Source organism: Pseudomonas sp. GD03875, from assembly GCF_029840585.1.
Taxonomy (GTDB): Bacteria; Pseudomonadota; Gammaproteobacteria; order Pseudomonadales; family Pseudomonadaceae; genus Aquipseudomonas; species Aquipseudomonas paralcaligenes.
The window spans coordinates 153646-177513 of sequence record NZ_JAOCCV010000003.1 but is presented as its reverse complement, the minus strand read 5'-3'; the positions used below and the strand labels follow the sequence as shown (position 1 = coordinate 177513).

The window sequence follows — 23868 nt, the reverse complement described above, 5'->3', positions numbered from 1 at the left end:
ATGAACGACTACGTCAAGGTCAACGAAGTCGGCCCGCGCGATGGGCTGCAGAGCCAGGGCAAGACCCTCGCCATCGACGAACGCCTGAGGATGATCGAGGTGCTGGTCGCCTGCGGCATCCCGGCCATCGAAGCCGGCAGTTTCGTCTCGCCCAAGGCGGTGCCGCAGATGGCCGGCACCGGCGAGCTGTTCGCCCGCCTGCCGCTGCGCGAGCAGGTCGACTACTCGGCGCTGGTGCCCAACCTGCGCGGCTACGAACTGGCCCGCGAGGCTGGCGTCGGTTCGATCGCGGTGGTGCTGTCGGCGACCGAAACCATGAACCAGCGCAACATCAACATGAGCCTGGCGCAGACCGTCGAGGTGTGCGCCGGGCTGATGGCCCGCGCCCGCGCCGACGGCCTGGAGGCGCGCGCCTACGTGGCGGTGGCCTTCGAGTGCCCGTTCGAGGGCCTCACCCCGCCGGCCGTGGTGCAGGAGCTGACGCGGCGCATGCTCGACGCCGGCGCCGGCAAGGTGATCGTCGCCGACACCATCGGCGCGGCCAACCCGGCGGCGGTGCAGCGGGTGCTCGAACCGCTGGACGACCTCTGCGCGGCCGGCGCGCTGTCCTGCCACTTCCACGATACCCGCGGCATGGCCCTGGCCAACGTGCTGGCGGCGCTGCAGTGCGGCGTGCGCGAGTTCGACAGCTCCATCGGCGGCCTCGGCGGCTGCCCGTTCTCCCCCGGCGCCACCGGCAACCTGGCCACCGAGGACTTGGTGCTGATGCTCGACGCCATGGGCTACCGCACCGGCATCGACCCGCTGGCACTGGTGCCGGCGGTGCGCGCGGTGCAGGCGCTGACCGGCGGCAGCCTGGGCGGTCACGCCTTCCGCTGGCTGGAGCGGCAATGGAACAAGCGCGAGGAGGTGGCCCATGCTTGAGTTCTTCGGAGCCTGGCTGGCGCGTCTGGCGCCCTGGATGGTGATCGGCAGCCTGGCCTACGCGGCGGTGTTCATCAAACCGAGCGTGAACCCGGTGCCGCTCGACCAGCCGCTGATCGAGCACCGCGACGCCTTCTTCGACGGCGCGGCCTACGCCGACCACCTGTGGATCGTCGGCCAGAACGGCGCCCTGCTGAGCAGCGGCGACGGCGGCCGCAGCTGGCAGCGCGAGGAGCTGCCGCAGCGCGACAACCTGCAATCGGTGGCGGTATCGCCGGCCGGGCAGAAGGTGGTGGTGGGCAACCGCGGCCAGCTCTGGACGCGCAGCCTGGAGGGCGAATGGCAGCACCGCCAGCTGCCGGTCTCCGAGCTGGCCGGCAAGCTGCAGAGCGTGCGTTTCCTCGACGGTCACTTCTGGGCCGTGGGCGAGATGGGCGCGCTGTTCCGCGGCAGCGCCGACGCCGCCGACTGGCAGGCGTTGGGCGTGGGCGAGGACATCAACTTCAACGGCATCGGCGCCGGCGCGGACGGCGATCTGTGGATCGCCGCCGAGTTCGGCCGCCTGCTGCGCAGCCGCGACCACGGTCGCACCTGGGACAGCCTGGAGCTGGGCGACGAGAGCCTGCGCGCGGTGCATTTCGCCGGGCGCACCGGCGTCGCGGTGGGCAACCGCGGCCAGGCCTTCGTCAGCCGCGACGGCGGCGACAGCTGGCAGCCAATCGAGCGCTTCACCAGCGAGCACCTGTTCGACGTGGTCGAGCGCGACGGCCTGTGGGTGACCACCGGCGCCCGCGGCGCGCTGTTCCGCAGCCGCTCGCCGGCCGGCAGCTGGCAGGCCTGGAGCCCCGAGGGCCTGGACCTGAGCTACCACAACCGCCTGCTGGCGACCGCCGAGGGCGTGGTCCTGATCGGCCAGCAGCTCGGCCTGCTGCGCGACGACGCGCTGCACATCTGGCCCGGAGAACAAGAACAATGACCCTGAATCACCTGATGACCCGAACCGCGCGCCTCAGCGCCTGGGCGATCCGCCACCGCGTGCTGGTGCTGGTGGTGGTCGGCCTGCTCACCCTGGGCTTCGCCGCCACCCTGGCCGGCCTCGACATCCGCACCCGCTTCAGCGACATGGTTCCCCACGACCATCCCTACGTGAAGGTGCACCAGAAGTACCAGGACAGCTTCGCCGCCAGCAACCGGGTGACCATCCTGGTCAAGGCGAAGGAGGGCGACATCTTCCGCCAGGAAATCCTCGGCGAGGTGCGCCGCATCACCTACGACCTGCAGCAGGTCGAGGGCGTCAACCCGATGCAGATCACCTCGCTGGCGTCGAAGAAGCTCAAGCGGGTGAACGCCTCCAGCGAGGGCATCGAGACCCGCCCGCTGATGTGGCCCGACCTGCCCAAGGACGCGCAGCAGATGCGCGAGCTGCGCCAGGCGGTGCTGAACAACCCGCTGGTGTACGGCCTGTTCGTCGACCGCGAGCTGTCCTCGGCGCTGATCCAGGTGGACTTCTACGACCATCTGGTGGACTACGCCAAGATCTTCCCGCAGATCCAGGCCATCCTCGACGCCTCGCCGGTGGCCGACCAGGTCAGCCTGCACATGGTCGGCGAGCCGATCCTGTACGGCTGGGTCGCCCACTACCTGGACGAGACCGTGGGCCTGGCGATCCTCTCGCTGGCGGCCATGCTGGTGCTGCTGTTCGTGTTCAGCCGCACCTGGCGCGGCACCCTGCTGCCGCTGATCGCGGGCGTGGTGTCGGCGATCTGGGCGCTGGGCATCGGCACCCTGCTGGGCTACAACTTCGACCCGCTGGTGATCGTGGTGGCCTTCATCATCACCGCGCGGGCCTTCTCCCACTCGGTGCAGATGATCACCCGCTTCGACGACCTGGTGCAGGGCGAGGTGCTGGACGCGCGCAAGGCCGCCGAGCAGACCATGCGCGAGCTGTTCCGGCCGAGCATGCTGGGCCTCTACGCGGACGCCGGCGCGATCCTCTGCGTGATGCTCACGCCGATCCCGCTGCTGCACAAGGTGGCCATCGTCGGCGCGCTGTGGGTCATGAGCATCGCGGTGTCGGCGGTGTTCGTCACCCCGGCGCTGCTGTCCTACATCCGCCGGCCCCAGGGCCACGTGCACCCGCTCAACCTCGACGGCTTCATGCGCGCGATCCTTTCCGGCGCCAAGTGGATGGTGCGCAGCCGCGCCCGCTACTGGGTGGCGCCGGTGACCCTGGTGGCGCTGGCCGGCTTCATGTTCGAGGCGACCCGGATCAACGTCGGCGACGCCAGCGACGGCTCGCCGATCCTCTGGGCGGACTCGCCGTTCAACCGCGACAGCGCGCTGATCAACCAGCTCTACCCGGGCTCCGAGCAGATGTTCGTGGTGCTCGAAGGCGAGGAGCTGGACGCCATGAAGCGCCCCGAGGTGCTCGACTGGATGCTGCGCTTCTCGCGCTACATGGAGCGCCAGCCGGAGATCGGCGGCACGGTGTCGCTGGCCGACATCGTCATCGACATCCGCCGCAACCTGTACGAGGGCAACCCGCGCTACGGCGAGCTGGGCGCCACGCGCATGGAGAACGGCGAGCTGATCAGCTTCTACATGCAGGGCGCCGACCCGGACGACCTCACCCAGTTCGCCGACGTGCAGTTCCACAACGCCGCCGTGACGCTGTTCTTCCGCGACCACAAGGGCGACACCCTGCGCAAGGCGACCCACTACGCCAACCAGTTCATCGCCGACAACCCCATCGAGGGCGTCGAGGTGAAGCTGTTCGGCGGCGTGCTGGGGATCATCGCGGCGGTCAACGAGATTCTCCTGGCCGACCAGATCGAGGCCACCGCGCTGGCCTTCCTGGTGGTGGTGATCTGCTGCCTGTGCGTCTACCGCTCTTCGGTCAGCGGCATCTTCTTCATCATCCCGGTGCTGATCTCCAACGTCGTCACCTTCGCCTTCATGGCCTGGCAGGGCATCGGCATGAGCATCAGCACCCTGCCGGTGGTGGCCCTGGGCATCGGCCTGGGGGTGGATTACGCCTTCTACATCGTCGACTCGATGAAGGAATACCTGGAGAAGCACCCCGACGCCGACCCGCTCGACGCCGTGCTGCAGTCCCTCGGGTCGGCCGGCCGCGGCGTGCTGCTGACCGCCTTCACCCTTTCCGCCGGAGTGTTGTTCTGGTCCTTCTCCTCCCTGCGCTTCCAGGCGGAGATGGGAATGCTGATCGGCCTGTGGCTGGCCGTCTCGGCGCTGACCTCGCTCTTCGTCATGCCTTCGCTTGCGCTGGTGTTCAAGCCGAAATTCATCTTTGGACACGGCCATCCGAAAGAGGCCCGCGAAAGCGGGCACCCCCACCAACCTGAAGCAATCGGGAACTGAAAATGAGCGCATATAACAAGATGAAATCGAGCGCCATGCGGACTCCTCTGGCTTGCGCCGTTCTGGCGGCGAGCGTCGGAGCGCATGATCTGGCGAGGGCAGAGGGCGGCCTGTTCGAGGACTGGGAGGTCAGCGGCTACGCCCGCCAGCACCTGTCCTGGAACCTGGAGAATCCCTACCTGATGGACACCCGCGATCCGGACGGGCTGGTGGGCGCGGGCCGGCGCGGCGACTACAAGTACGACCTGTCGATGGCCCGCACCATCCTCAAGGTCAACCTGTTCAAGGACTTCGGCGGCTCGCAGTTCAACATCTCCGGGCGGGTGGCCCGCGAGGTGGAGACCAACTACCTCAAGGACCTGCAGCAGGCGATGGACAACAACGCCGCGTCCGACCTGTTCAGCAACCGCCGCAAGTCGCGTGTCGACCTGATGGACGACGTCTACAACTCCGAGGAAATCCGCGAGTTCTGGTGGCAGACCGACGTCACCCCGACCACCACCCTCAAGCTCGGCAAGCAGCAGGTGGTGTGGGGCGAGACCGACTTCTTCCAGTCCCTCGACGTGATCCACGGCTACGACAACCGCATCCGCTCGTTCCTCGAACCGGAGAACGAGGACGTGCGCAAGCCGCTGTGGATGGTCAACCTGGTGCAGCGCTTCGACAGCGTCGACGGCAGCCTGCAGATGCTGCTCATCCCCGGCAAGCTAAACCGCGCCCGCGACCGTGGCAACAGCTTCGACCTGGAAGGCGGGCGCTGGGCCAACAACCCGAACAAGGGCATCACCTTCGAGTCGGCCACCTTCGGCGCGGACGTGCCCTACAACTTCGATCACAAGGAGGCCGACATGGACGACCTGTCCTACGGCCTGCGCTGGAAGGGCATGGCCGGCGAGTGGGAGTACTCGCTGGGCTGGTTCCACGGCCCGTCCACCAACCCGGTGATCAATTCCAATCCGAACAACCCGCTGGGCGTCGGCGACGCCGCCAGCGGCCGCTCCTTCGTCGGCGCCTACAAGGGCGACTACCGCTCCGACCCGGACTCCACCGTGGGCGAGCTGATCTTCCCCTTCGTCGACGTGTTCGGGGTGACCGCCAACCGCTACGTGGAATCCATCGACGCGGTGTTCTCCACCGAGCTGTCGTACATCCCCAACGCGCCCTACAACGTCGGCGTGCAGGCCGGCGAGGCGGGCGGCTGCGCGTTCTTCCCGGGCTTCTGCGGGATCATCGAGAAGGACGTGGTCAAGACCATGCTGCGCCTGGACAAGCAGCTCAATCTGCAGAACTACCTGGGCACCAGCCGGCCGTCGTTCTTCTCGGCGCAGCTGTTCAACACCTGGATCACCAACTTCGACCGCGACGACGAGGTGGTCAACTCCGCCGGCTTCAGCGGCCGCACCAAGGAGCACTCGACCATCGCCACGGCGATCCTCGCGACCAACTACGACAACGACCGCATCAACCCCAGCCTGGCCCTGGGCACCGACCTCAGCTACGGCGGCAGCTTCGTCATCCCCAGCGTCGAGTTCGCCTACGGCAACCACTGGCGGGTCCGCGCCGAGGCCGACATCTTCTTCGATGACAAGCATCAGAAGCGGGCGCTGCAAGGGTTCAACAACACCAACCTGTTCGGCTACTTCACGGGCAACGACCAGCTGTCGCTGCGCGTGACCTACCAGTTCTGATGGAGGAGACAACAACAATGAAAACGACTCTGAACCGGATCGCCGCCGTCCTGGCGCTCGGCCTCGCGGGCAGCCTCGCGGCCCAGGCCGCCGACCTCAAGCCGGGCGACGTGATCGACAAGGGCAACCTCGCCCAGCGCCTGGGCGACAGCTTCGAGGGCAAGTCCATCGACAGCCTGCTGACCGAGCGCATGCGCCTGCTGATCGAGAAGGAGGGCCTGAGCCTCACCCTCAAGGCCTCCGAGCCGGTCAAGCTGGGCCGCGACTACCTGGCCGCCACCGAGGCCAACGCCGGCAAGGCGGTGTACAACCGCGACACCCGCCTGGTGGAAGGCTGGGTCGCCGGGATTCCCTTCCCCAACGTCAGCGAGGACGACCCGGACGCGGCGGCCAAGCTGATCTGGAACCACCACTACGCGCAGCCGACCAAGAACCTGCAGGACTACCCCAACTTCGGCTACCTGTTCCTCAACGACAAGGTCGGCCTGGAGCGGCGCCAGCAATGGGCCTTCAAGCGCTACTACCTGAAGGGCCGCCTCGGCACCGAGCAGGTGGTCGAGGGCGATGGCAGCATCCTCACCAAGACCCTGCTGTACGCGACCTACCCCAACGACATCCGCGGCCTGGGCCTGTTCACCGTGCGCTACGACTCGCCCAAGCTGGAGGATTCCTGGGCCTACGTGAAGTCGGTGCGGCGCACCCGCCGCCTGTCCGGCGGCACCTGGATGGACCCGATCGGCGGCACCGACCAGCTCAGCGACGACATCGAGATCTTCAACGCCCACCCGACCTGGTACCCGGAGTACAAGCTGCTCGGCAAGCGCTGGATCCTGGCGGTGGCCAACTCCACCGGCGAGACCTGGAACCAGAAGGCCTCCGGCAACGCCGAGTTCCCGGTGATCGACCTAGACAACTGGCCGCACTGGAACCCGAAGGACCAGTGGGAGCCGCGCGAGGTCTGGGTGGTCGAGGCGACCACGCCGCCGGAGCATCCCTACAGCAAGAAGGTGATGTACATGGACACCCAGTTCCCCCGCTTCTACCAGGCCGAGGCCTATGATCGGAAGGGCCAGTTCTGGAAGTGGATGAACTACCACCTGAAGACCATCGCCACCGAGGACGGCGACGTCGGCATCGTTTCCGCCGCCGGCTTCACCATCGACTACCAGCGCCGCCACGGCACCGCGTTCGTGCTCGGCGGGCCGCGCCTGAACACCCCGGGCGTGACCGGGGAGGACATCAACCTGCGCGAGCTGGAGAAGGCCGCGCGCTGACCGGGAGCCCGGCCGCGGGGTGCGCACGGCGCACCCCGCGGTGGCGGGTAGCGAACCAGGCCGGGCGTGTCCGGCGCTGGATGCACAACAAGAAGAGTGCTGGAGGCAACATGAGTTTTCGTTTGGGCGCGGACGTGGGCGGTACCTTCACCGACCTGCTCCTGATCAATGATGCAACCGGCGAGAGTTTCACCGCGAAGGTCCCCTCGACCCCGCACAATCCCTCGATCGGAGTGCTCAACGGCATCGACAGGCTGTGCCGCATCTCCGGCATCGCGCCGGGCGAGATCCGCTCGGTGATGCACGGCACCACGGTGGCCACCAACGCCATCCTGACTCGCCGCGGCGCCAGGGTCGGGCTGGTCACGACCAAGGGCTACAAGCAGGTGCTGCACATCGCCCGTTCCTTCGTGCCGGGCGGGCTCGGCGGCTGGGTGACCTTCAACAAGGGCGAGCTGCTGGCGCCGCTGGAGTGGACGGTGGAGGCCGACGAGCGCATCGACGCCCAGGGCCGGGTGGTGCGCCCGCTCGACCGCGAGGCCATGGTCGGCCAGTTGCAGTACCTGAAGGAGGCCGGCATCGAGGCGCTGACCATCAGCCTGGTCAACGCCTACGCCAGCGACCTGCACGAGTGCGAGGTGCTGGAACTGGCGCATCAGGTGCTGCCGGGCATTCCCGTGTCGCTGTCTTCCGAGGTGGTGCCGGAGATGCAGGAGTACGAGCGCACCGAGACCACGGTGGTCAACAGCTACGTGCGGCCCGAGGTGGCCAACTACCTGGAACACCTGCAGGGAGAACTGTCGCGGCGCCTGAGCCCGGAGGTGAAGCTGTCCATCCTGCGTTCCGACGGCGGCCTGGCCACCAGCCAGTCGGCCGCCAGCACGCCGGTCAACCTGCTGCTGTCCGGCCCGGCCGGCGGCGTCGCCGGGGCGATCTGGTTCTGCTCGCGCGGCGGCTTCAGCAAGGTGCTGACCTTCGACGTCGGCGGCACCTCCACCGACGTGGCGCTGATCGACGACAACCAGGCGCGCATCCGCCGCGAGACCCGGGTCGGCGATGTGGCCGTGCGCGCGCCCTCGGTGGACGTGCGCACCGTCGGCGCCGGCGGCGGCTCCATCGCCAGCGTGCCGGAACTGACCCGCGCCCTGCGCGTGGGCCCGGAGAGCGCCGGCGCGGTGCCGGGGCCGGCGGCCTACGACCGTGGCGGCGACCAGGCCACCGTCACCGACGCCAACGTGGTGCTCGGCTACCTGCCGGCCGAGCAGAAGCTCGGCGGCGACTTCCAGGTGCGCAAGGACCTGGCCACCGAGGCCGTGCAGAAGGTCGCCGACGCCATGGGCGTGTCGCTGCACGAGGCCGCCGAGGGCATCGTGCGCATCGCCAACGAACACATGTTCGGCGCCCTGCGCCTGATCAGCGTCGAGCAGGGCTACGACCCGCGCGACTTCGCCCTGTGCGGCTTCGGCGGCGCCGGCCCGCTGCACGCCAACGCCCTGGGCATCCTGATGAACGCCTGGCCGGTGATCGTGCCGCCGGGGCCGGGCGTGCTGTGCGCCTACGGCGACGCCACCACGCGGGTAAAGGACGAGGCCTCGCGCTCGCTGGTGCGGCGCGTCGCCGACCTCGACGCCGAGGAAGTCATGCGCATCCTCCAGCAGCTCGGCGACAGCGTGCGCGCCTCGCTGGCGGCGCAGGACATCCCCGCCGAGGCGCAGCAGCTGACCTGGCAGGCCGACGTGCGCTACCAGGGCCAGGCCCTGCTGCTGACCCTCGACTTCGAGCCCGAGGCGCTGCGCGAGCAGGGCCTGGAGGTGATCACCCGGGCCTTCGACGCGGAGCACGAGCAGCTGTTCACCTTCGCCCTCAGCGAGGACCACGAGCTGGTCAACCTGCGCGCCATCGCCCGCGCGCCGCGCCCGGAGATCGGCGAACGCGCCTTCGACGCCGGCAGCGGCCGCCTGGAGGACGCGGCGGTCGGCACGACGAGCATCCACTACAGCGGCCAGGACCACGCGGCGACCCTCTACGAGCGTGCTCGGCTGGCGCCGGGGCACCTGGTGCCGGGGCCGGCCATCGTCATGGAGATGGACTCCACCACCGTGGTTTTCCCGGGCCATGAAGCCGCCGTCGACCCCGTCGGCAACCTATTGATCCGTCCGCAGGGCCATCAGGAGTAAGCGAAATGGTTGCGCGCATCAAACAGAACAACGACACGCCGTTCCAGCGCGTCGAGGTCGACAGCATCACCATCGACATCGTCGAGAACGCGCTGGGCAATGCCCGTAACGAGATGGACGCGGTGCTGTTCCGCACCGCCATGAGCCCCGGCATCCGCGAGCAGGGCGACGCCTTCCCGATGATCGCCACCAGCGAGGGCAAGATGATCGTCGGCCAGTTCGGCTCCTTCATCACCGGCTTCCTCGACAGCTACCAGGGCGAGATCGAGGAGGGCGACATCTTCCTCACCAACGACCCCTACCTGTGCAACGGCGCGGTCAGCCACCTGCCGGACTGGCTGGTGCTGATGCCGATCTTCAAGGACGGCCGGGTGATCAACTACGCGGCCATGTTCGGCCACATGTCCGACGTCGGCGGCAAGGTGCCGGGCAGCCTGCCGACCAACGCCACCTCGATCTGGGAGGAGGGCATCCGCATCCCGCCGGTCAAGCTGTACCGCCGTGGCGAGATGAACGCCGACATGCTCGACGTGATCCTGCACAACGTGCGCATGCCGCGCTGGAACCGCTCCGACCTCAACGCCATCGTCGCCGCCTGCCGCACCGCCGGGCGCCGCTGCGTGGAGCTGGCCGAGCGCTTCGGCGACGACGCCTTCTACAGCGCCCAGCAGGAAATGCTCGAACGCACCCACCGGGCCATGAAGGAAGTCATCGCCCGGGTGGTGCCGGAGCAGCGCCAGGTGTTCGAGGACTACATCTGCGACGACGGCGCCGGGCTCGGCCCCTACACCCTGCGCTGCGCCCTGTGGCGCGAGGGCGAAAAGGCCATCTTCGACTTCGAGGGCACCGACCCGCAGGCGCCGTCCTCGGTCAACTTCTACGTCAACGAGGAGATGTTCAAGATATTCTTCGGCGCCCTGACCATCAGCCTGTTCGACCCGGCCATCCTGCTCAACGACGGCTTCTACGACCTGGTCGAGGTGCGCATCCCGCAGGGCTCGATCCTCAAGCCGAACTTCCCCGCCGCGCTGTCGTGCCGTACCCACCTGCTCGGGCGCATCTTCGACATGATGGGCGGGCTGCTCGGCCAGGGCACGCCGCAGGCGATGAACGCCGCCGGCTTCTCCGACTCGCCGCACTTCATGTATTCGGGCTACGACGACAAGGGCGAGTGGTTCCAGCTGTTCCAGATCGGCTTCGGTGGCATCCCCGGTCGCCCGGTGGGCGACGGCCCGGACGGCCACTCCCTGTGGCCGGGCTTCACCAACGTGCCCAACGAATTCGTCGAGGCCTACTTCCCGCTGCGCATCGAGACCTACGAGACCCTGGCGGACTCCGGCGGCGCCGGCCTGCACCGGGGCGGCAACGGCCTGCGGGTGGCCTACCGGCTGCTGGCCGACGGCGAGATATCGATCCACGACGACCGCTGGCTGACCTACCCCTGGGGCGTCAACGGCGGCGCTCCGGGCGCGCGCAGCCGCAAGGAACTGGTGCGCGCCGACGGGAGCCGGCAGATGCTGCCGGCCAAGTGCGACAACGTGCGGGTCAAGGCCGGCGACCTGGTGCTGTTCGACACCTGGGGCGGCGGCGGCTGGGGCGACCCGCTGGCGCGCGACCCGGCGCTGGTGCTGCGCGACCTGCGCAAGGGTCTGGTGACGGTGGCGGGCGCGCTGCGCTACGGCGTGGTGATCGCCGCGGGCGCGGTGGATGAACGGGCCACGATCGAACTGCGCGCCAGCCTGGCCGACGAGCGCGGGGAGCTGCAGCTGTTCGACCGCGGCGGCACGCTGGACGAGCTGAAGGCGCGCTGCCTGGCGGAAACCGGCCTGCCGGCGCCGGCCACCCCTTCCTGGACCTGAGGTGCGCCATGGCCCTGGACTCACGCAGCCTGACCCCGGCGCGGCGCTATGCGCTGCTGCTGGTGGACCTCTCGGTCGGCTTCACCGACCCCACCGCCAGCCCGCTGGCGAGCCCCTGCGACGGCGTGGTGGAGGCCAACCGCCGCCTGCTGGAAGCGTTCCGCCGGCGTGGCTGGCCGGTGTTCTTCACCACCGTGGCCTACGACGATCCGGCCCAGGCGCGGGTGTTCCGCGCCAAGCTGCCGGTGCTCGACCTGCTGGCGGCGGGCTCGCCGCTGGTGCAGATCGACCCGCGCCTGGCGCCGCTGGCCGACGAGCCGGTACTGGTCAAGCACTGGGCCAGCGCCTTCTTCGCCACCGACCTGGCCGAGCGCATCCGCCAGGCCGGCGCCGACGGGGTGATGGTCACCGGCCTGACCACCAGCGGCTGCGTGCGGGCCTCGGCCGTGGACGCCCTGCAGCACGACTTCCGCGTGCTGCTGCCGGAGCAGGCCTGCGGTGACCGCGACGCCGAGGCGCACCGCGCCAGCCTGCGCGACCTGGACCTCAAGTACGCCGACGTGCGCCCGCTGGAGGAGTGTCTTGCGCTGCTGGGCTAGTGCGCTGCTGCTGGGCCTGGCGGGTTGCACCGGCGTGCCCGGCGGTGGCTCGGGGCCGGGCGCGGCGCCGTCGCAGCCCGCGGCCTGCGACGCCTACGTCGAGGCCTGGGTCGGCCACTTCCGCGCCAACGTGGCGCGCCTCGACGGCCAGGCCCGCGAGGCGCCGCTGGCCGCGCTGGAGCGGGCGCGGTTGGCGCTGGCGGAGCAGGGCATCGCCGAGGACAGCTGCCGACGGCCGTTCTGCATCATCCAGCCGCGCGCCGGCGGGCGCCTGGACAGCTACTGCGGCTACCGGGTGGCCGGCGGCGCCGACGGGGAACTCTATCGCTGGGTGCCGTGGACGCCCGCCCGCCGCTGAGGCGCGCGCCACGACAGCCGACAACCAATCGCCGAGGTGATCATGGGAGCACAGACGCTCTACGACAAACTCTGGGACCGGCACCGGGTCGAGGAGATGCCCGACGGCTCCACCCTGCTGTACATCGACCGCCACCTGCTGCACGAGGTGACCTCGCCGCAGGCCTTCTCCAACCTGCGCTTGGCCGGCCGCCAGCCCTGGCGGCGCGACACCAGCCTGGCGACGCCGGACCACAACGTGCCGACCCTGGGCCGCGAGCAGGGCATCGGCGGGGTCGCCGACCCCATCGCCCGCCAGCAGATCGCCACCCTGGAGAAGAACAGCCGCGAATTCGAGATACCGCTGTTCGCCCTGGACGACATGCGCCAGGGCATCGTCCACGTGGTCGGCCCGGAGCAGGGCCTGACCCTGCCGGGGCTGACCCTGGTCTGCGGCGACTCGCACACCGCCACCCACGGCGCCTTCGCCGCGCTGGCCCACGGCATCGGTAGCAGCGAGGTCGAGCACGTGCTGGCGACCCAGACCCTGCGCAGCCACAAGCTGAAGAACTTCCGCATCCGCGTCGACGGGCGGCTGGCGCCGGGCATCACCGCCAAGGACCTGGCCCTGTTCGTGATCGGCCGCATCGGCACCGCCGGCGGCAGCGGCCACGCCCTGGAATTCTGCGGCCCGGCGGTCGAGGCGCTGAGCATGGAAGGGCGCATGACCCTGTGCAACATGAGCATCGAGGCCGGCGCCCGGGTCGGCCTGGTGGCCTACGACCAGACCACCGAGGCCTACGTGCTCGGCCGGCCGATGGCGCCGACCGGCGAGGCCTGGCAGGCGGCGGTGCAGTACTGGCGCGCCAGCCTGCATTCCGACGCCGACGCCCGCTTCGAGCGGACCCTGGAACTGGACGCCGGCGAGGTCGGCCCGCAGGTCACCTGGGGCACCTCGCCGGAAATGGTGCTGCCCATCGAGGGCCGGGTGCCGACCCCGGACCAGGCCCGCGACGCCCTGCAGCGCCTGGACTGGGAGCGCGCCCGCGCCTACATGGGCCTGGAGCCCGGGCAGGCGCTGGCCGGCCTGGCGCTGGACCGCATCTTCATCGGCTCCTGCACCAACGCGCGGATCGAGGACCTGCGCGCCGCCGCCGAAGTGCTGCGCGGCCGCCAGGTGCACGACCGCATCCGCCAGGCGCTGGTGGTGCCGGGCTCCGGGCTGGTGCGGCTGCAGGCCGAGCGCGAGGGCCTGGACCGCATCTTCAAGGCCGCCGGCTTCGAGTGGCGAGCGCCGGGCTGCTCCATGTGCCTGGGCATGAACGCCGACCGGCTGAGCCCGGGCGAGCGCTGCGCGGCCACCTCCAACCGCAATTTCGAAGGCCGCCAGGGCAAGGGCGGGCGCACCCACCTGATGTCCCCGGCGATGGCCGCCGCCGCCGCGGTGGCCGGTGAACTGGTCGACTTCAGGAGCCTGTGAGCATGCAACCCTTGATCGAGCACGAGGGGATCGTCATTCCCCTCAACCGGGCCAACATCGACACCGACATGCTGTTGCCCAAGCAGTACCTCAAGAGCCTGGAGTCCCACGGTTTCGGCGGCTTCCTGTTCGACGACGAACGCTACCTGGACCCCGGCGAGATAGACACGCCGCCGGCCTCGCGGCGGGAGAACCCGGCCTTCATCCTCAACCGCGAGCCCTACCGCCACGGCAGCCTGGTGCTGGCCCAGGCCAACTTCGGCTGCGGCTCCAGCCGCGAGCACGCGGTGTGGGCGCTGCGCGACTTCGGCGTGAGGGTGGTCATCGCCCCCAGTTTCGGGGATATTTTCCGCAGCAACTGCTTCAACAACGGAATGCTGCCGCTGATCCTGCCGCAGGAAGACGTCGACCGGCTGTTCGCCATGAGCGAGGCCCGCGGCGAACTGCGGGCCAGGGTCGACGTGGCGCGTCGAACACTCGAAGCCGGTGACCGGCGCTGGGTGTTCGAACTGGAGGAGGGACGCCGCCAGAGGCTGCTCAAGGGGCTGGACGACATCGGGGAAACGCTGCGCCACGCCGAGCGCATTCGCGCCTACGAGGCCGAGAGACTGCGGCTGGAGCCCTGGGTGTTCCGCTCCTGAGAACCTGTTTACGATCTCCTGGCTGTCGGCCATACGGCGTTAAAAGTGGCCTCAAAATGCTCATTTACACGCGTAAACTGCGCTTTTTCGGCCACTTTTGCCTTGTCTGGCTCTAATCCAGAAGATCGTAAACAGGTTCTGAGCGCGAACTTGACAAGAACAATAAAGAGGTCAGGCCGTGGAATTCGCCAATGCGGAACTCAACCGGGTCAGGGTCTGCCTGATCGGCAACTCGAAGCTGAGCCAGCTGGTGCACAGTCTCATTCCCGAGTTCGAGGCGCACGCCAGCATCACCATCATCGACAACATCTTCAACGACGCGGTGCGCGCGGCGCGCGACCTGATCGAGCGGCAGGCGGTGGACGTGTGCATCAGCGCCGGCGCCAACGCCTTCTACCTGCAGGACACCCTGCCGATCCCGGTGCTGGCGCTGAAGGTGGAGCAGACCGACCTGATCCAGGCGGTGCTGACCGCGCGGCGCATCTCGTCGAAGATCCTGCTGCTGACCTACGAGCGCCAGGAGACCAACGTCGAGCTGCTCAGCCTTTTCGAGGGCATCGAGCTGTCGCACCGCACCTACAGCACCGCCGAGCACGCCAAGGAAATCTTCCACAACCTGCGCAACCAGGGTTTCGGCGTGGTGATCGGCTCCAGCTACGCCTGCGACCTGGCCGAGCACTGGGGTCTGGAGTCGGTGCTGCTGTATTCCCGCGAGTCGTGCCGCAACCTGATCCGCAAGGCCATCCGCCACGCCGGCGAGCACAAGCGCGAGCGCCAGCAGCGCGCCCTGGGCCAGTTCCTCCTGGAACAGTCGGCCAACCCCCAGGTGCTGACCAACCGCGACGGCGGCATCGTCGCCTGGAACGCCGGCGCCAGCCTGCTGATCCCCTCCATCGGCCGGCGCCGCCGGCTCGACGGCCTGCTCGACGCCAAGGTGCTGGAGTCCGACAACCTCAGCGCCGAGGGCCTGCTGGTCGGCGAGCGCCTGTGCAGCCTGAGCAAGCAGCCGTTCGAGGTCGACGGCGAGCGGGTCGGCTACCTCTACCACTTCGTGCCCAGCCCGGTGGCGCTCGACCAGGGCGACGAGCGCCGGCTGGTGTTCCAGTCCAGCCGCATGGCCGAGGTGCAGAACCAGTTGCTGGTCTACGGCGCCACCCCGGGCACCGTGCTGCTGCGCGGCGAGACTGGCACCGGCAAGGAGCTGGCGGCGCGCCAGGTGCACCAGGCCAGCGCCAACGCCGACGGCCCGTTCGTCGCCATCAACTGCGCGGCGATTCCCGCCGAGCTGTTCGAGTCCGAGCTGTTCGGCTACGCCGAGGGCGCCTTCACCAGCGCCAAGAGCGGCGGCCGCAGCGGCCTGCTGGAGAGCGCCAACAACGGCACCTTCTTCATGGACGAGATCAACTCGCTGCCCCTGCCGCAGCAGGCCAAGCTGCTGCGCGTGCTGCAGGAGCGCGAAGTCACCCCGGTCGGCTCGAAGCGCTCCATCTCGCTGAACATCAAGTTCGTCGCGGCGTGCAACGTCGACCTGATGGAAGAGGTGCGCGCGGGGCGCTTCCGCGAGGACCTGTACTACCGCCTGAGCACCTTCGCCGTGCACATCCCGCCGCTGCGCGAGCGCCCCGAGGACATTCCCGTGCTGGCCAGCTACCTGATGCGCCGCGAGTCCCAGCGCTACGGCATCGAGGTCGACCCGGAGATGCTGACCAAGGGCGTGGCCCCGCTGTTCCGCGGCTACCACTGGCCGGGCAACGTGCGCCAGCTGGAGAACCTGATCGAACGCCTGATCGTCTCGCGCAAGCTCTACGGCAGTGTCGAGGCGCTGCTGGAGGCGCTGCCGCGGGTGATGCCGGAACTCTTCGCGCCGCTCGGCGAGAGCGAGGAGGGCGGCCACCTGCACCAGATCGAGCAGGAAGAGATCGTCAAGGCGATGCAGCTGTTCGGTGGCAACAAGAGCAGCGCCGCCGAGTACCTGGGCATCAGCCAGACCACCCTGTGGCGGCGGCTCAAGCGCCTCAAGGGCGTCTAGCGCGTCTTCCGAATCACCTCCGCCACCGGCGGACCCGTCACGAGAGAGCCCCGTATGCCCGAGTACAACGCCCCCCTGCGCGACCTGCGCTTCGTCCTCCACGAGGTGTTCGACGCCCCGGCCCTCTGGGCGCGCCTGCCGGCCCTGGCCGCCACGGTGGACGCCGACACCGCCGACGCCATCCTCGAAGAGGCGGCCAAGGTCACCGGCGGCCTGATCGCCCCGCTCAACCGCAGCGGCGACGAGGAGGGCGTGCAGTGGCGCGACGGCGTCGTCAGCACCCCGGCGGGCTTCCGCGAGGCCTACGCCACCTACATCCAGGGCGGCTGGGTCGGCCTCTCCGGCAACCCGCAGTACGGCGGCATGGGCATGCCCAAGATGCTCGCCGTGGCCTTCGAGGAAATGCTCTACGCCGCCGGCTCCAGCTTCGCCCTGTATTCCGCGCTGAGTGCCGGCGCCTGCCTGACCATCGACGCCCACGCCAGCGAAGCACTGAAGACCACCTACCTGCCACCCATGTACGAGGGCCGCTGGGCCGGCTCCATGTGCCTGACCGAGGCCCACGCCGGCACCGACCTGGGCCTCATCCGCACCCGCGCCGAGCCGCAGGCCGACGGCAGCTACCGGATCACCGGCAGCAAGATCTTCATCACCGGCGGCGAGCAGGACCTGACCGAGAACATCGTCCACCTGGTGCTGGCCAAGCTGCCGGACGCCCCGGCCGGGCCGAAGGGCATCTCCCTGTTCCTGGTGCCGAAGGTGCTGGTCGCGGCCGACGGCTCGCTGGGCGCGCGCAACGCGGTGGGCTGCGGCTCCATCGAGCACAAGATGGGGATCAAGGCCTCGGCCACCTGCGTGATGAACTTCGATGGCGCCGAGGGCTACCTGATCGGCGAGGAGAACAGGGGCCTGGCGGCGATGTTCACCATGATGAACTACGAGCGCCTGTCCATCGGCATCCAGGGCATCGGCTGCGCCGAGGCCTCCTACCAGAATGCCGTGGCCTACGCCCGCGAGCGCATCCAGAGCCGCGCGCCGAGCGGCTCGCAGGCCAAGGACAAGGCGGCCGACCCGATCATCGTCCACCCGGACGTGCGGCGCATGCTGCTGACCATCAAGGCCCTGACCGAGGGCGGCCGCGCCTTCGCCTGCCACGTCGGCCGGCAGCTCGACCTGGCCAAGTTCGGCGACGACGCCGACGAGCGCGCCCTGGCCCAGGCCCAGGTGGCGTTGCTCACCCCGGTGGCCAAGGCGTTCTTCACCGACAACGGCCTGGAAGCCTGCGTCCACGGCCAGCAGGTGTTCGGCGGCCACGGCTACATCCGCGAGTGGGGCCAGGAGCAACTGGTGCGTGACGTGCGCATCGCGCAGATCTACGAAGGCACCAACGGCATCCAGGCCCTCGACCTGCTAGGGCGCAAGGTGGTCGCCGACGGTGGCGCCGCGCTGCGCGCCTTCTGCGCCGAGATGGACGCCTGGGCCGCCCGTGGCGGGCTGTACGCCGCCGAGCTGGAGGACGCCGTGCGGCGCCTGCGCGAGGTCAGCCTGTGGCTGCTGGAGCGGGCCAAGGGCGACCCCAACGAGGTCGGCGCGGCCTCGGTGGAGTACCTGCACCTGCTCGGCTACACCGCCTACGCCTGGCTGTGGGCGCGCATGGCCGACAGCGCCGCTGCACGGCGCAACGAGGACGAGACCTTCTACGGCGCCAAGCTGGCCAGCGCGGAGTTCTTCTTCCGCCGCCTGCTGCCGCGCACCCTGGGCCTGGAGGCTTGCATCCGCGCCGGTAGCGCGCCGCTGTTCGGGCACCTCGCCGAGCAGTTCTGAGGGCTCAGGGCGGGTCCTGCCGCAGGGCATCCGCCCAGCGGCCGGCGAAGCGGTACAGCGGGATGAACGCCACCAGCAGCTCGCGGCCGAGCGGCGTCAGCGCGTAGCCCTCGGCCTGCCGCTCGACGATGCCGCCGTCGCGCAGTTCGTTGATCCGGGCCTGCAGCACGGTGGGCGAGAGGTTGCCCGCCGCGCTGCGCAGCGCCCGGGAGTTCAGCGCGCCGTCGCGCAGCTCCCAGAGGATGCGCAGCGCCCACTTGCGCCCCAGCAGTTCGAGCAGCGCCATGATCGGGCGGCGCCCGTCCATCATCGGCGGGGCTTGCCGTTCGTCATCATTCATATCGATTCGCCTTGAGTTGCTACGGATTCAGTAGCAATCATTCATCCGCTACACAATCAATAGCGGAGGATACAGCATGTCCCGGATCACCCCCTTGCAGGAACCCTACCCGGCCGAAATCCGTGCCGCCTTCGACAGGATCATGGGCGCCGGCGTGCCGCCCCTGGTGCTGTTTTCCACCCTCGCCAGCAGCGAGCGCGCCTGGCGCAAGTTCGGTGCCGGCTCGTTGCTGGAGGGCGGCCCGCTGACGTTGCGCCAGCGCGAGCTGGTCGTCGACCGGGTCTGCGCCCGCAGCGGCTGCGAGTACGAATGGGGCGTGCACGTGCGGGTGTTCGCCCAGGCCGCCGGGCTCAGCCGCGACGAGGTGGCCGCCACCCTGGAGCAGCCGCTGCGCGCGGAGCGCTGGAGCGCCGAGGAGGCCGCGCTGCTGGCGGCGGTCGATGCGCTGCACGAGCGGGCGACCCTGAGCGAGGCGGAATTCGCCGACCTGCGCACACACTTCGACGAGGCCCAGGTGCTGGAAGTCCTGATGCTCGCCGGCTTCTACCGCACGGTCGCCTACCTCGCCAACGGCCTCGACCTGCCGCTGGAGGCCAGCGCCGCCCGCTTCAGCGACTATCGGGGCTGAGCTACCGGGCTTCCTGGGGCGTGCGCCCGCTCCACTCCTTGAAGGCGCGGGTGAAGGCGCTGTGCTCCGAGTAGCCCAGCAGCATGGCGATGTCGACGATCTGCAGGCGCGGGTCGCGCAGGTACGACTGGGCGAGTTCGTGGCGGACCAGGTTCAGTTCGCCGCGGAAGCTGGTGCCGGCCTCCTGCAGGCGGCGTTGCAGGGTGCGCGGCGAACAGCCCAGCTGCGCGCCGATGCGCTCGATGCCGGGCTCGCCCTCGCGCAGGGCGCGGGCGATGGCCTTGCGCAGCTGTTCCACCAGCGCGTGCTGCTGCGGCAGCTGGGCCAGCAGGCGGTCCGCGTGCTGTTCCAGCAAGGCGATCAGCGTCGGGTCGGGGCTCTTCATGGGCAGTTCGAGCAGTTGCGACGAGAAGCGCATCACCGCCTCGGGCCGGCCGAAGCGCACCGGGCAGCCGAAGAACGCCTCGTAGGGCGTGCTGTCGGCGGGGCCGACATGGTTGAAGTCGATCAGCAGCGGGTTGGCCGTGCCACGCACCAGGTCGCGGCAGAACTGCACCATCGCCACGGTGCCGGTCTCGCTCACCAGCGGGCCGGGCTGGTACTGGCTGACGTCCCAGGCCAGCTCGAACCAGCCCTCGCCGTCGCGGCGGGTCATGGGAACCACGTCGAACACCAGGCGCTGGTAGCGCTCGAAGCGTTGCAGCACGGCCGCCAGGCTCTCGCAGACCAGCAGCACCGAGCCGAACACGCCGTAGTGCCGGGCGCTGATGGTGCGGCCGAGGTGCAGGCCCAGCAGCGGGTCGTCGAGTGCCTGCGCCGCCGTCACCAGCAGGTGTTCCCAGTGCTCCACATCCATGCCGCCGATACCGCCTGGCGCGGGTTCGGGCCAGGGCTCGCCGAGCACCGACTCCGGCTCGTGGCCGAGCGCTTCCAGGTATTCGTAGAGCAGTTGCACGTAGGTCTCGGGCACCACGCGCCGGTGCAGTGGCTGGCTCATCGCGGCCTCGCTTGTTGTTTGGCGCAAAGTGTCAAGCGGAGCGTCGGGTAGCGTCAAGCCGTCGTGCCGGCGCTTGCCGAGAATGGCGCCACTTCAGCCACCCGACGGACGCCGCCCCATGAACGCCCTCGCCGATCTTCTGACCCCGACCACGCTCCGCTTCCCCTCCGCCGACGCGCATTGCGTGGCCGACTACTACCGCCCGCTGGGCGCCGGCCCCTTCCCGGTGGTGGTGATGGCGCACGGCCTCGGCGGCACGCGCAGGATGCGCCTGCCGGCCTTCGCCGAGCGCTTCGCCGCTGCTGGCTACGCCTGCCTGGTGTTCGACTACCGCCACTTCGGCGACAGCGGGGGCGAGCCACGCCAGCTGCTGGACGTCGGCCGCCAATTGCAGGACTGGAAGGCCGCCATCGCCCACGCTCGCGGCCTGGCCGACGTGGACCCGGCGCGGGTCGCGATCTGGGGCACCTCGTTCGGCGGCGGGCACGTGCTGGCCACCGCCGCCGAGGATGCGCGGGTGGCCGCCGTCATCTCCCAGTGCCCGTTCACCGACGGCCTGGCCTCCAGCCTCGCCACCGAACCCCTGGTGTCGCTCCGGCTCAGCGCGCTGGCCGTGGCCGACCGCATCGGCGCGCTGTTCGGCGCCAGGCCGATCCTGGTGCCGCTGGCCGGGCGCCCCGGGACGGTAGCGTTCATGACCTCGGCGGACAGCTGGGACGGCTACCACCGGCTGATGCCGCCGGGCGCGCCCAGCCGCGACGAGATCGCCGCGCGCTTCGCCCTGGACATCATCCGCTACTACCCTGGGCGCAAGACGCCGCGCATCCAGGCCCCGGTGCTGTTCTGCGTGTGCGACCCGGACAGCGTGGCGCCGGCGAAGCGGACCCTGGCCCACGCCCATCGCGCGCCGCGCCACGAGATCAAGCGCTACCCTCATGGCCACTTCGACATCTACGTGGGCGAGGCCTTCGAGCAGGTGGTGAACGACCAGCTCGACTTCCTCCAGCGCATGGTGCCGAGCATTGCAACCAAGAGAGCAGACGCATGACCTACGACCTCGAAGGCAAAGTGGTGCTGATCACCGGCGCGGCGGGTGGCATCGGTTCCGCCACCGCGCGGGAGCTGTACGTGCAGGGCGCCAGCCTGGTGCTGACCGACACCCGGCAGGAGACGGTGGACGAGCTGGCCCGGGAATTCGACGCCCGGCGCGTGCTGCCGCTGGCGCTCGACGTCACCGACGCCGAGGCGGCGAAGGCGGTGGTGCGCCAGGCGGTCGAGCGCTTCGGCCGCCTCGACGTGGCCTTCGCCAATGCCGGCATCGCCTGGGCCGGCGTGCCGGCGACCCTGCGCGTCTGCGACGAGGGGGAGTTCCGCCGCATCGTCGAGGTGGACCTGTTCGGCGTGTGGCACACCCTGCGCGCGGCACTGCCGGAGATCGTCCGCAACCGCGGCCAGGTGTTGGTCACGTCCTCGATCTACGCTTTCATGAACGGCATGGCCAACGCGCCCTACGCCGCGTCCAAGGCGGCGGTGGAGTCGCTGGCCCGGGCGCTGCGCGCCGAGCTGAGCACGACCGGGGCGAGTGCGAGCGTGCTCTACCCCGGCTGGACGGACACCGCCATCGCCAAGGTCGCCTTCGGCGGCAACCTGCTCGTGACCCGGATAAACGAGAGCGGGCTGCCGGCCTTCCTGCGCCGGCCGATTCCGCCCGCGCAGGTGGCACGCGCGGTGGTGCATGGCCTGCAAAGGCGCCGGCCGCGCATCGTCGTCCCCGCGCGCTGGGCGCCCATCTCTCTGCTGCGTGGCCTGCTGAATGTGCTGGTGGACTGGCGCCTGTCGCGCGATGAGCGCTTGCAGCGGCTGCTCCTGCAACTGGAGGACGAGGCCGCGCGCAGCCAGGCCCAGGATCGAGGCGATCCACCGGAGGTGCGCCCATGACGCGCTATGCGCTGGAAGGCCGCGTCATTGCCATCACCGGCGCCACCGGCGGCCTCGGCATCGCCGCCGCCCAGGCCCTGCGCATGCGGGGCTCGCGGCTGGTCCTGCTCGACCTCGACCGGGCGGTGCTGGACGCCCAGGCGGCCGCCCTGGGCGGGCCCGAGGTCGCCGCCGGCTGGGTGGTCGACGTGCGCTCGCTGGCGAGCCTGGAGTCCGTGCTGGACGAGGCCGCGCGCCACTTCGGCGGGATCGACGTGGTGATCGCCGGCGCCGGCATCGGCGCGCCGGAAACCCTGGAGAGCATGGACCCGGCCGGTTTCGAGCGGGTCATCGACATCAACCTCGGCGGCGTGTGGCGCACCTTCCGCGCGGCGCTACCCCACGTGAAGAAGCGCCGCGGCTACCTGCTGGCGATCTCGTCCATGGCGGCCTTCGTCCATTCGCCGCTGAACGCCCACTACACCGCCAGCAAGGCCGGGGTCTGGGCCCTGTGCAACAGCCTGCGCCTGGAGCTGAGGCATGACGGGGTGGACGTCGGCTCGCTCCACCCGACCTTCTTCCAGACCCCGATGATGGAAGCGGTGGTCGACGGCCCTTGCTCCACCCTGGTGTGGAACCGGCACCGGGGCCTCTGGCGCTTCGTCGCGCTGGACGAGGTGGTGGCGGCCCTGGTCGAGTGCATCGAGCGGCGTCGCGAGTTGGTGACGGTGCCGCGCCGCAACGGGCTGGTCGCCAAGGCGCCGGGCCTGCTGCGCCGGCTTATCGAGCTGATCGGCTTCGACGCCGGGCGGGTTGCGCAGGCGGTGAGGCTCGCCAACGGAGGCAAGGCCTCGTGACGGAGCGGGCTGCGCTTGGGCGCGGTCCGGGCGCAGGTTTGACGTGAGCTTCGACTTCAAGGCCTGTCGAGGTGTGGCATGAAGGTCGGAGAGCTGGCGAAGCTCAGTGGCCTGGCGCCCTCGCGCATCCGCTTCTACGAGGCCAGCGGGCTGCTCAAGTCGGTGACGCGCAGGGCCAACGGCTACCGGGAGTACGCCCCGGAGACGGTGTGGATCCTGGAGATCATCACCGGCGCCCAGAGCGCGGGGTTCTCGCTGGACGAGATCGCCACCTGCTGCCGCTGGGGCCGAACACCTCCTGGCGGCACGACGGGCTGCTGGAAGGGCTCAAACGCAAGGTCGGCGAGATCGAAGCGCTCCAACTGCGCCTGGCGCAGAACAAGGCGCAACTGCTCGTCGACATCGACAGCATCGAGAACAGGCCGGCGGGGCTGCAGTGCGTCGAGAGCACCCAGTGGGTGCTCAACCGCCTGCGCGAGGGGGACAGCGTGGCGCCGCCCGGTGAGCCCCGGCGTCTCCCTCCGCTCCGCGCAGGCACCGCTCCCCGGCCACCCTCACCTTCCTTCGCCAGGCCCTGCGTTCTCGTCTGCAGACCGAGCCGCTGGCGGGTTCAAATCCCGTTACCACCTTTAACCAGCCGGCTGGTGTTTACTAGCGTCTAGGCGTGCAGCCTCGCGCCAAGCAGCGAAATCAGAGAAGGAGTACGCTCGTTCGCTTCCATCAAGGATCAGCATCACTACTTTAGGATTTCCGCTTTTATCGCCACCATCAAAGCAAGCAGCATCACCATCGCCCAATTCTAAGGAAGAAAACGGGATGAGATTTCTGTCATCAGCTGTGGCTATGGAATACAAGAGACGCCCTACTGCGCTATCTGCGTCGATCAGAATCCAGGGATAAAGAGACGTAGCCTCTGCTGA

Annotated in this window: 19 protein-coding genes and 1 pseudogene; 18 read left to right on the top strand and 2 right to left on the bottom strand. The window is 69.5% G+C overall.

Annotated features, from left to right (window positions below; genetic code table 11):
* From N5D30_RS03785 to N5D30_RS03725, 13 genes are all read left to right on the top strand, one after another.
* Positions 1–924, top strand: a complete 924-nt coding sequence (locus N5D30_RS03785; RefSeq protein WP_279907729.1) for a hydroxymethylglutaryl-CoA lyase — start codon at positions 1–3, stop codon at positions 922–924.
* Positions 917–1900 carry a YCF48-related protein gene (locus N5D30_RS03780; RefSeq protein ID WP_279907728.1) on the top strand — a complete coding sequence of 328 codons (984 nt, stop codon included), beginning with the start codon at positions 917–919 and terminating at the stop codon, positions 1898–1900. The genes N5D30_RS03785 and N5D30_RS03780 overlap by 8 nt, the downstream gene beginning before the upstream one ends.
* On the top strand, positions 1897–4302 hold the full coding sequence (locus N5D30_RS03775; protein ID WP_279907727.1) for an efflux RND transporter permease subunit: 2406 nt from the start codon (positions 1897–1899) through the stop codon (positions 4300–4302). Before N5D30_RS03780 ends, N5D30_RS03775 begins: the two co-directional genes overlap by 4 nt.
* 35 nt (positions 4303–4337) lie before the next feature.
* The gene (locus N5D30_RS03770; RefSeq protein WP_279907726.1) at positions 4338–5990 is read left to right on the top strand and encodes a DUF1302 family protein; all 1653 of its coding nucleotides are present in this window, start codon (positions 4338–4340) and stop codon (positions 5988–5990) included.
* 17 nt (positions 5991–6007) lie between these two features.
* The gene (locus tag N5D30_RS03765; RefSeq protein WP_279905194.1) at positions 6008–7264 is read left to right on the top strand and encodes a DUF1329 domain-containing protein; all 1257 of its coding nucleotides are present in this window, start codon (positions 6008–6010) and stop codon (positions 7262–7264) included.
* A gap of 110 nt (positions 7265–7374) precedes the next feature.
* On the top strand, positions 7375–9441 hold the full coding sequence (locus tag N5D30_RS03760; RefSeq protein WP_279907725.1) for a hydantoinase/oxoprolinase family protein: 2067 nt from the start codon (positions 7375–7377) through the stop codon (positions 9439–9441).
* A 5-nt stretch (positions 9442–9446) separates the two neighbouring features.
* Complete coding sequence (locus N5D30_RS03755; protein ID WP_279907724.1) at positions 9447–11300, top strand: hydantoinase B/oxoprolinase family protein; 1854 nt, start codon at positions 9447–9449, stop codon at positions 11298–11300.
* Between the two features lie 8 nt (positions 11301–11308).
* Positions 11309–11899 carry an isochorismatase family protein gene (locus N5D30_RS03750; protein WP_279907723.1) on the top strand — a complete coding sequence of 197 codons (591 nt, stop codon included), beginning with the start codon at positions 11309–11311 and terminating at the stop codon, positions 11897–11899.
* Positions 11883–12257 carry an isopropylmalate isomerase gene (locus N5D30_RS03745; RefSeq protein ID WP_279907722.1) on the top strand — a complete coding sequence of 125 codons (375 nt, stop codon included), beginning with the start codon at positions 11883–11885 and terminating at the stop codon, positions 12255–12257. The genes N5D30_RS03750 and N5D30_RS03745 overlap by 17 nt, the downstream gene beginning before the upstream one ends.
* Before the next feature lie 42 nt (positions 12258–12299).
* Positions 12300–13715, top strand: a complete 1416-nt coding sequence (gene leuC, locus N5D30_RS03740) for a 3-isopropylmalate dehydratase large subunit (RefSeq protein ID WP_279907721.1) — start codon at positions 12300–12302, stop codon at positions 13713–13715.
* Positions 13716–13717: 2 nt separating this feature from the next.
* On the top strand, positions 13718–14356 hold the full coding sequence (leuD, locus tag N5D30_RS03735) for a 3-isopropylmalate dehydratase small subunit (RefSeq protein ID WP_279907720.1): 639 nt from the start codon (positions 13718–13720) through the stop codon (positions 14354–14356).
* Between the two features lie 178 nt (positions 14357–14534).
* Complete coding sequence (locus tag N5D30_RS03730; protein ID WP_279907719.1) at positions 14535–16385, top strand: sigma 54-interacting transcriptional regulator; 1851 nt, start codon at positions 14535–14537, stop codon at positions 16383–16385.
* 54 nt (positions 16386–16439) lie between these two features.
* Complete coding sequence (locus N5D30_RS03725) at positions 16440–18209, top strand: acyl-CoA dehydrogenase C-terminal domain-containing protein (protein ID WP_279907718.1); 1770 nt, start codon at positions 16440–16442, stop codon at positions 18207–18209.
* A gap of 4 nt (positions 18210–18213) precedes the next feature.
* On the opposite strand, the gene N5D30_RS03720 is transcribed toward N5D30_RS03725, so the two are convergent.
* Entirely contained in the window at positions 18214–18549 is a 336-nt protein-coding gene (locus N5D30_RS03720) for a helix-turn-helix domain-containing protein (protein WP_279907717.1), read from the bottom strand.
* A gap of 76 nt (positions 18550–18625) precedes the next feature.
* Between N5D30_RS03720 and N5D30_RS03715 the strand changes: the two genes are divergently transcribed.
* Complete coding sequence (locus N5D30_RS03715) at positions 18626–19177, top strand: carboxymuconolactone decarboxylase family protein (protein WP_279907715.1); 552 nt, start codon at positions 18626–18628, stop codon at positions 19175–19177.
* 1 nt (position 19178) lies between these two features.
* Here the strand turns inward: N5D30_RS03715 and N5D30_RS03710 are convergent, their stop codons facing one another.
* The gene (locus N5D30_RS03710; protein ID WP_279907714.1) at positions 19179–20174 is read right to left on the bottom strand and encodes an AraC family transcriptional regulator ligand-binding domain-containing protein; all 996 of its coding nucleotides are present in this window, start codon (positions 20172–20174) and stop codon (positions 19179–19181) included.
* Between the two features lie 118 nt (positions 20175–20292).
* Here N5D30_RS03710 and N5D30_RS03705 point away from each other — a divergent pair, with 118 nt between their 5' ends.
* The 4 genes and pseudogenes from N5D30_RS03705 to N5D30_RS03690 all read left to right on the top strand — a co-directional run.
* The gene (locus N5D30_RS03705; RefSeq protein WP_279907712.1) at positions 20293–21222 is read left to right on the top strand and encodes an alpha/beta fold hydrolase; all 930 of its coding nucleotides are present in this window, start codon (positions 20293–20295) and stop codon (positions 21220–21222) included.
* Positions 21219–22112 carry an SDR family NAD(P)-dependent oxidoreductase gene (locus N5D30_RS03700; RefSeq protein WP_279907711.1) on the top strand — a complete coding sequence of 298 codons (894 nt, stop codon included), beginning with the start codon at positions 21219–21221 and terminating at the stop codon, positions 22110–22112. The genes N5D30_RS03705 and N5D30_RS03700 overlap by 4 nt, the downstream gene beginning before the upstream one ends.
* Positions 22109–22948, top strand: a complete 840-nt coding sequence (locus N5D30_RS03695; protein WP_279907710.1) for an SDR family NAD(P)-dependent oxidoreductase — start codon at positions 22109–22111, stop codon at positions 22946–22948. The genes N5D30_RS03700 and N5D30_RS03695 overlap by 4 nt, the downstream gene beginning before the upstream one ends.
* A gap of 78 nt (positions 22949–23026) precedes the next feature.
* Positions 23027–23427: pseudogene (locus N5D30_RS03690) on the top strand (MerR family transcriptional regulator); the annotation flags it as partial.
* Between the last annotated feature and the right edge of the window lie 441 nt (positions 23428–23868).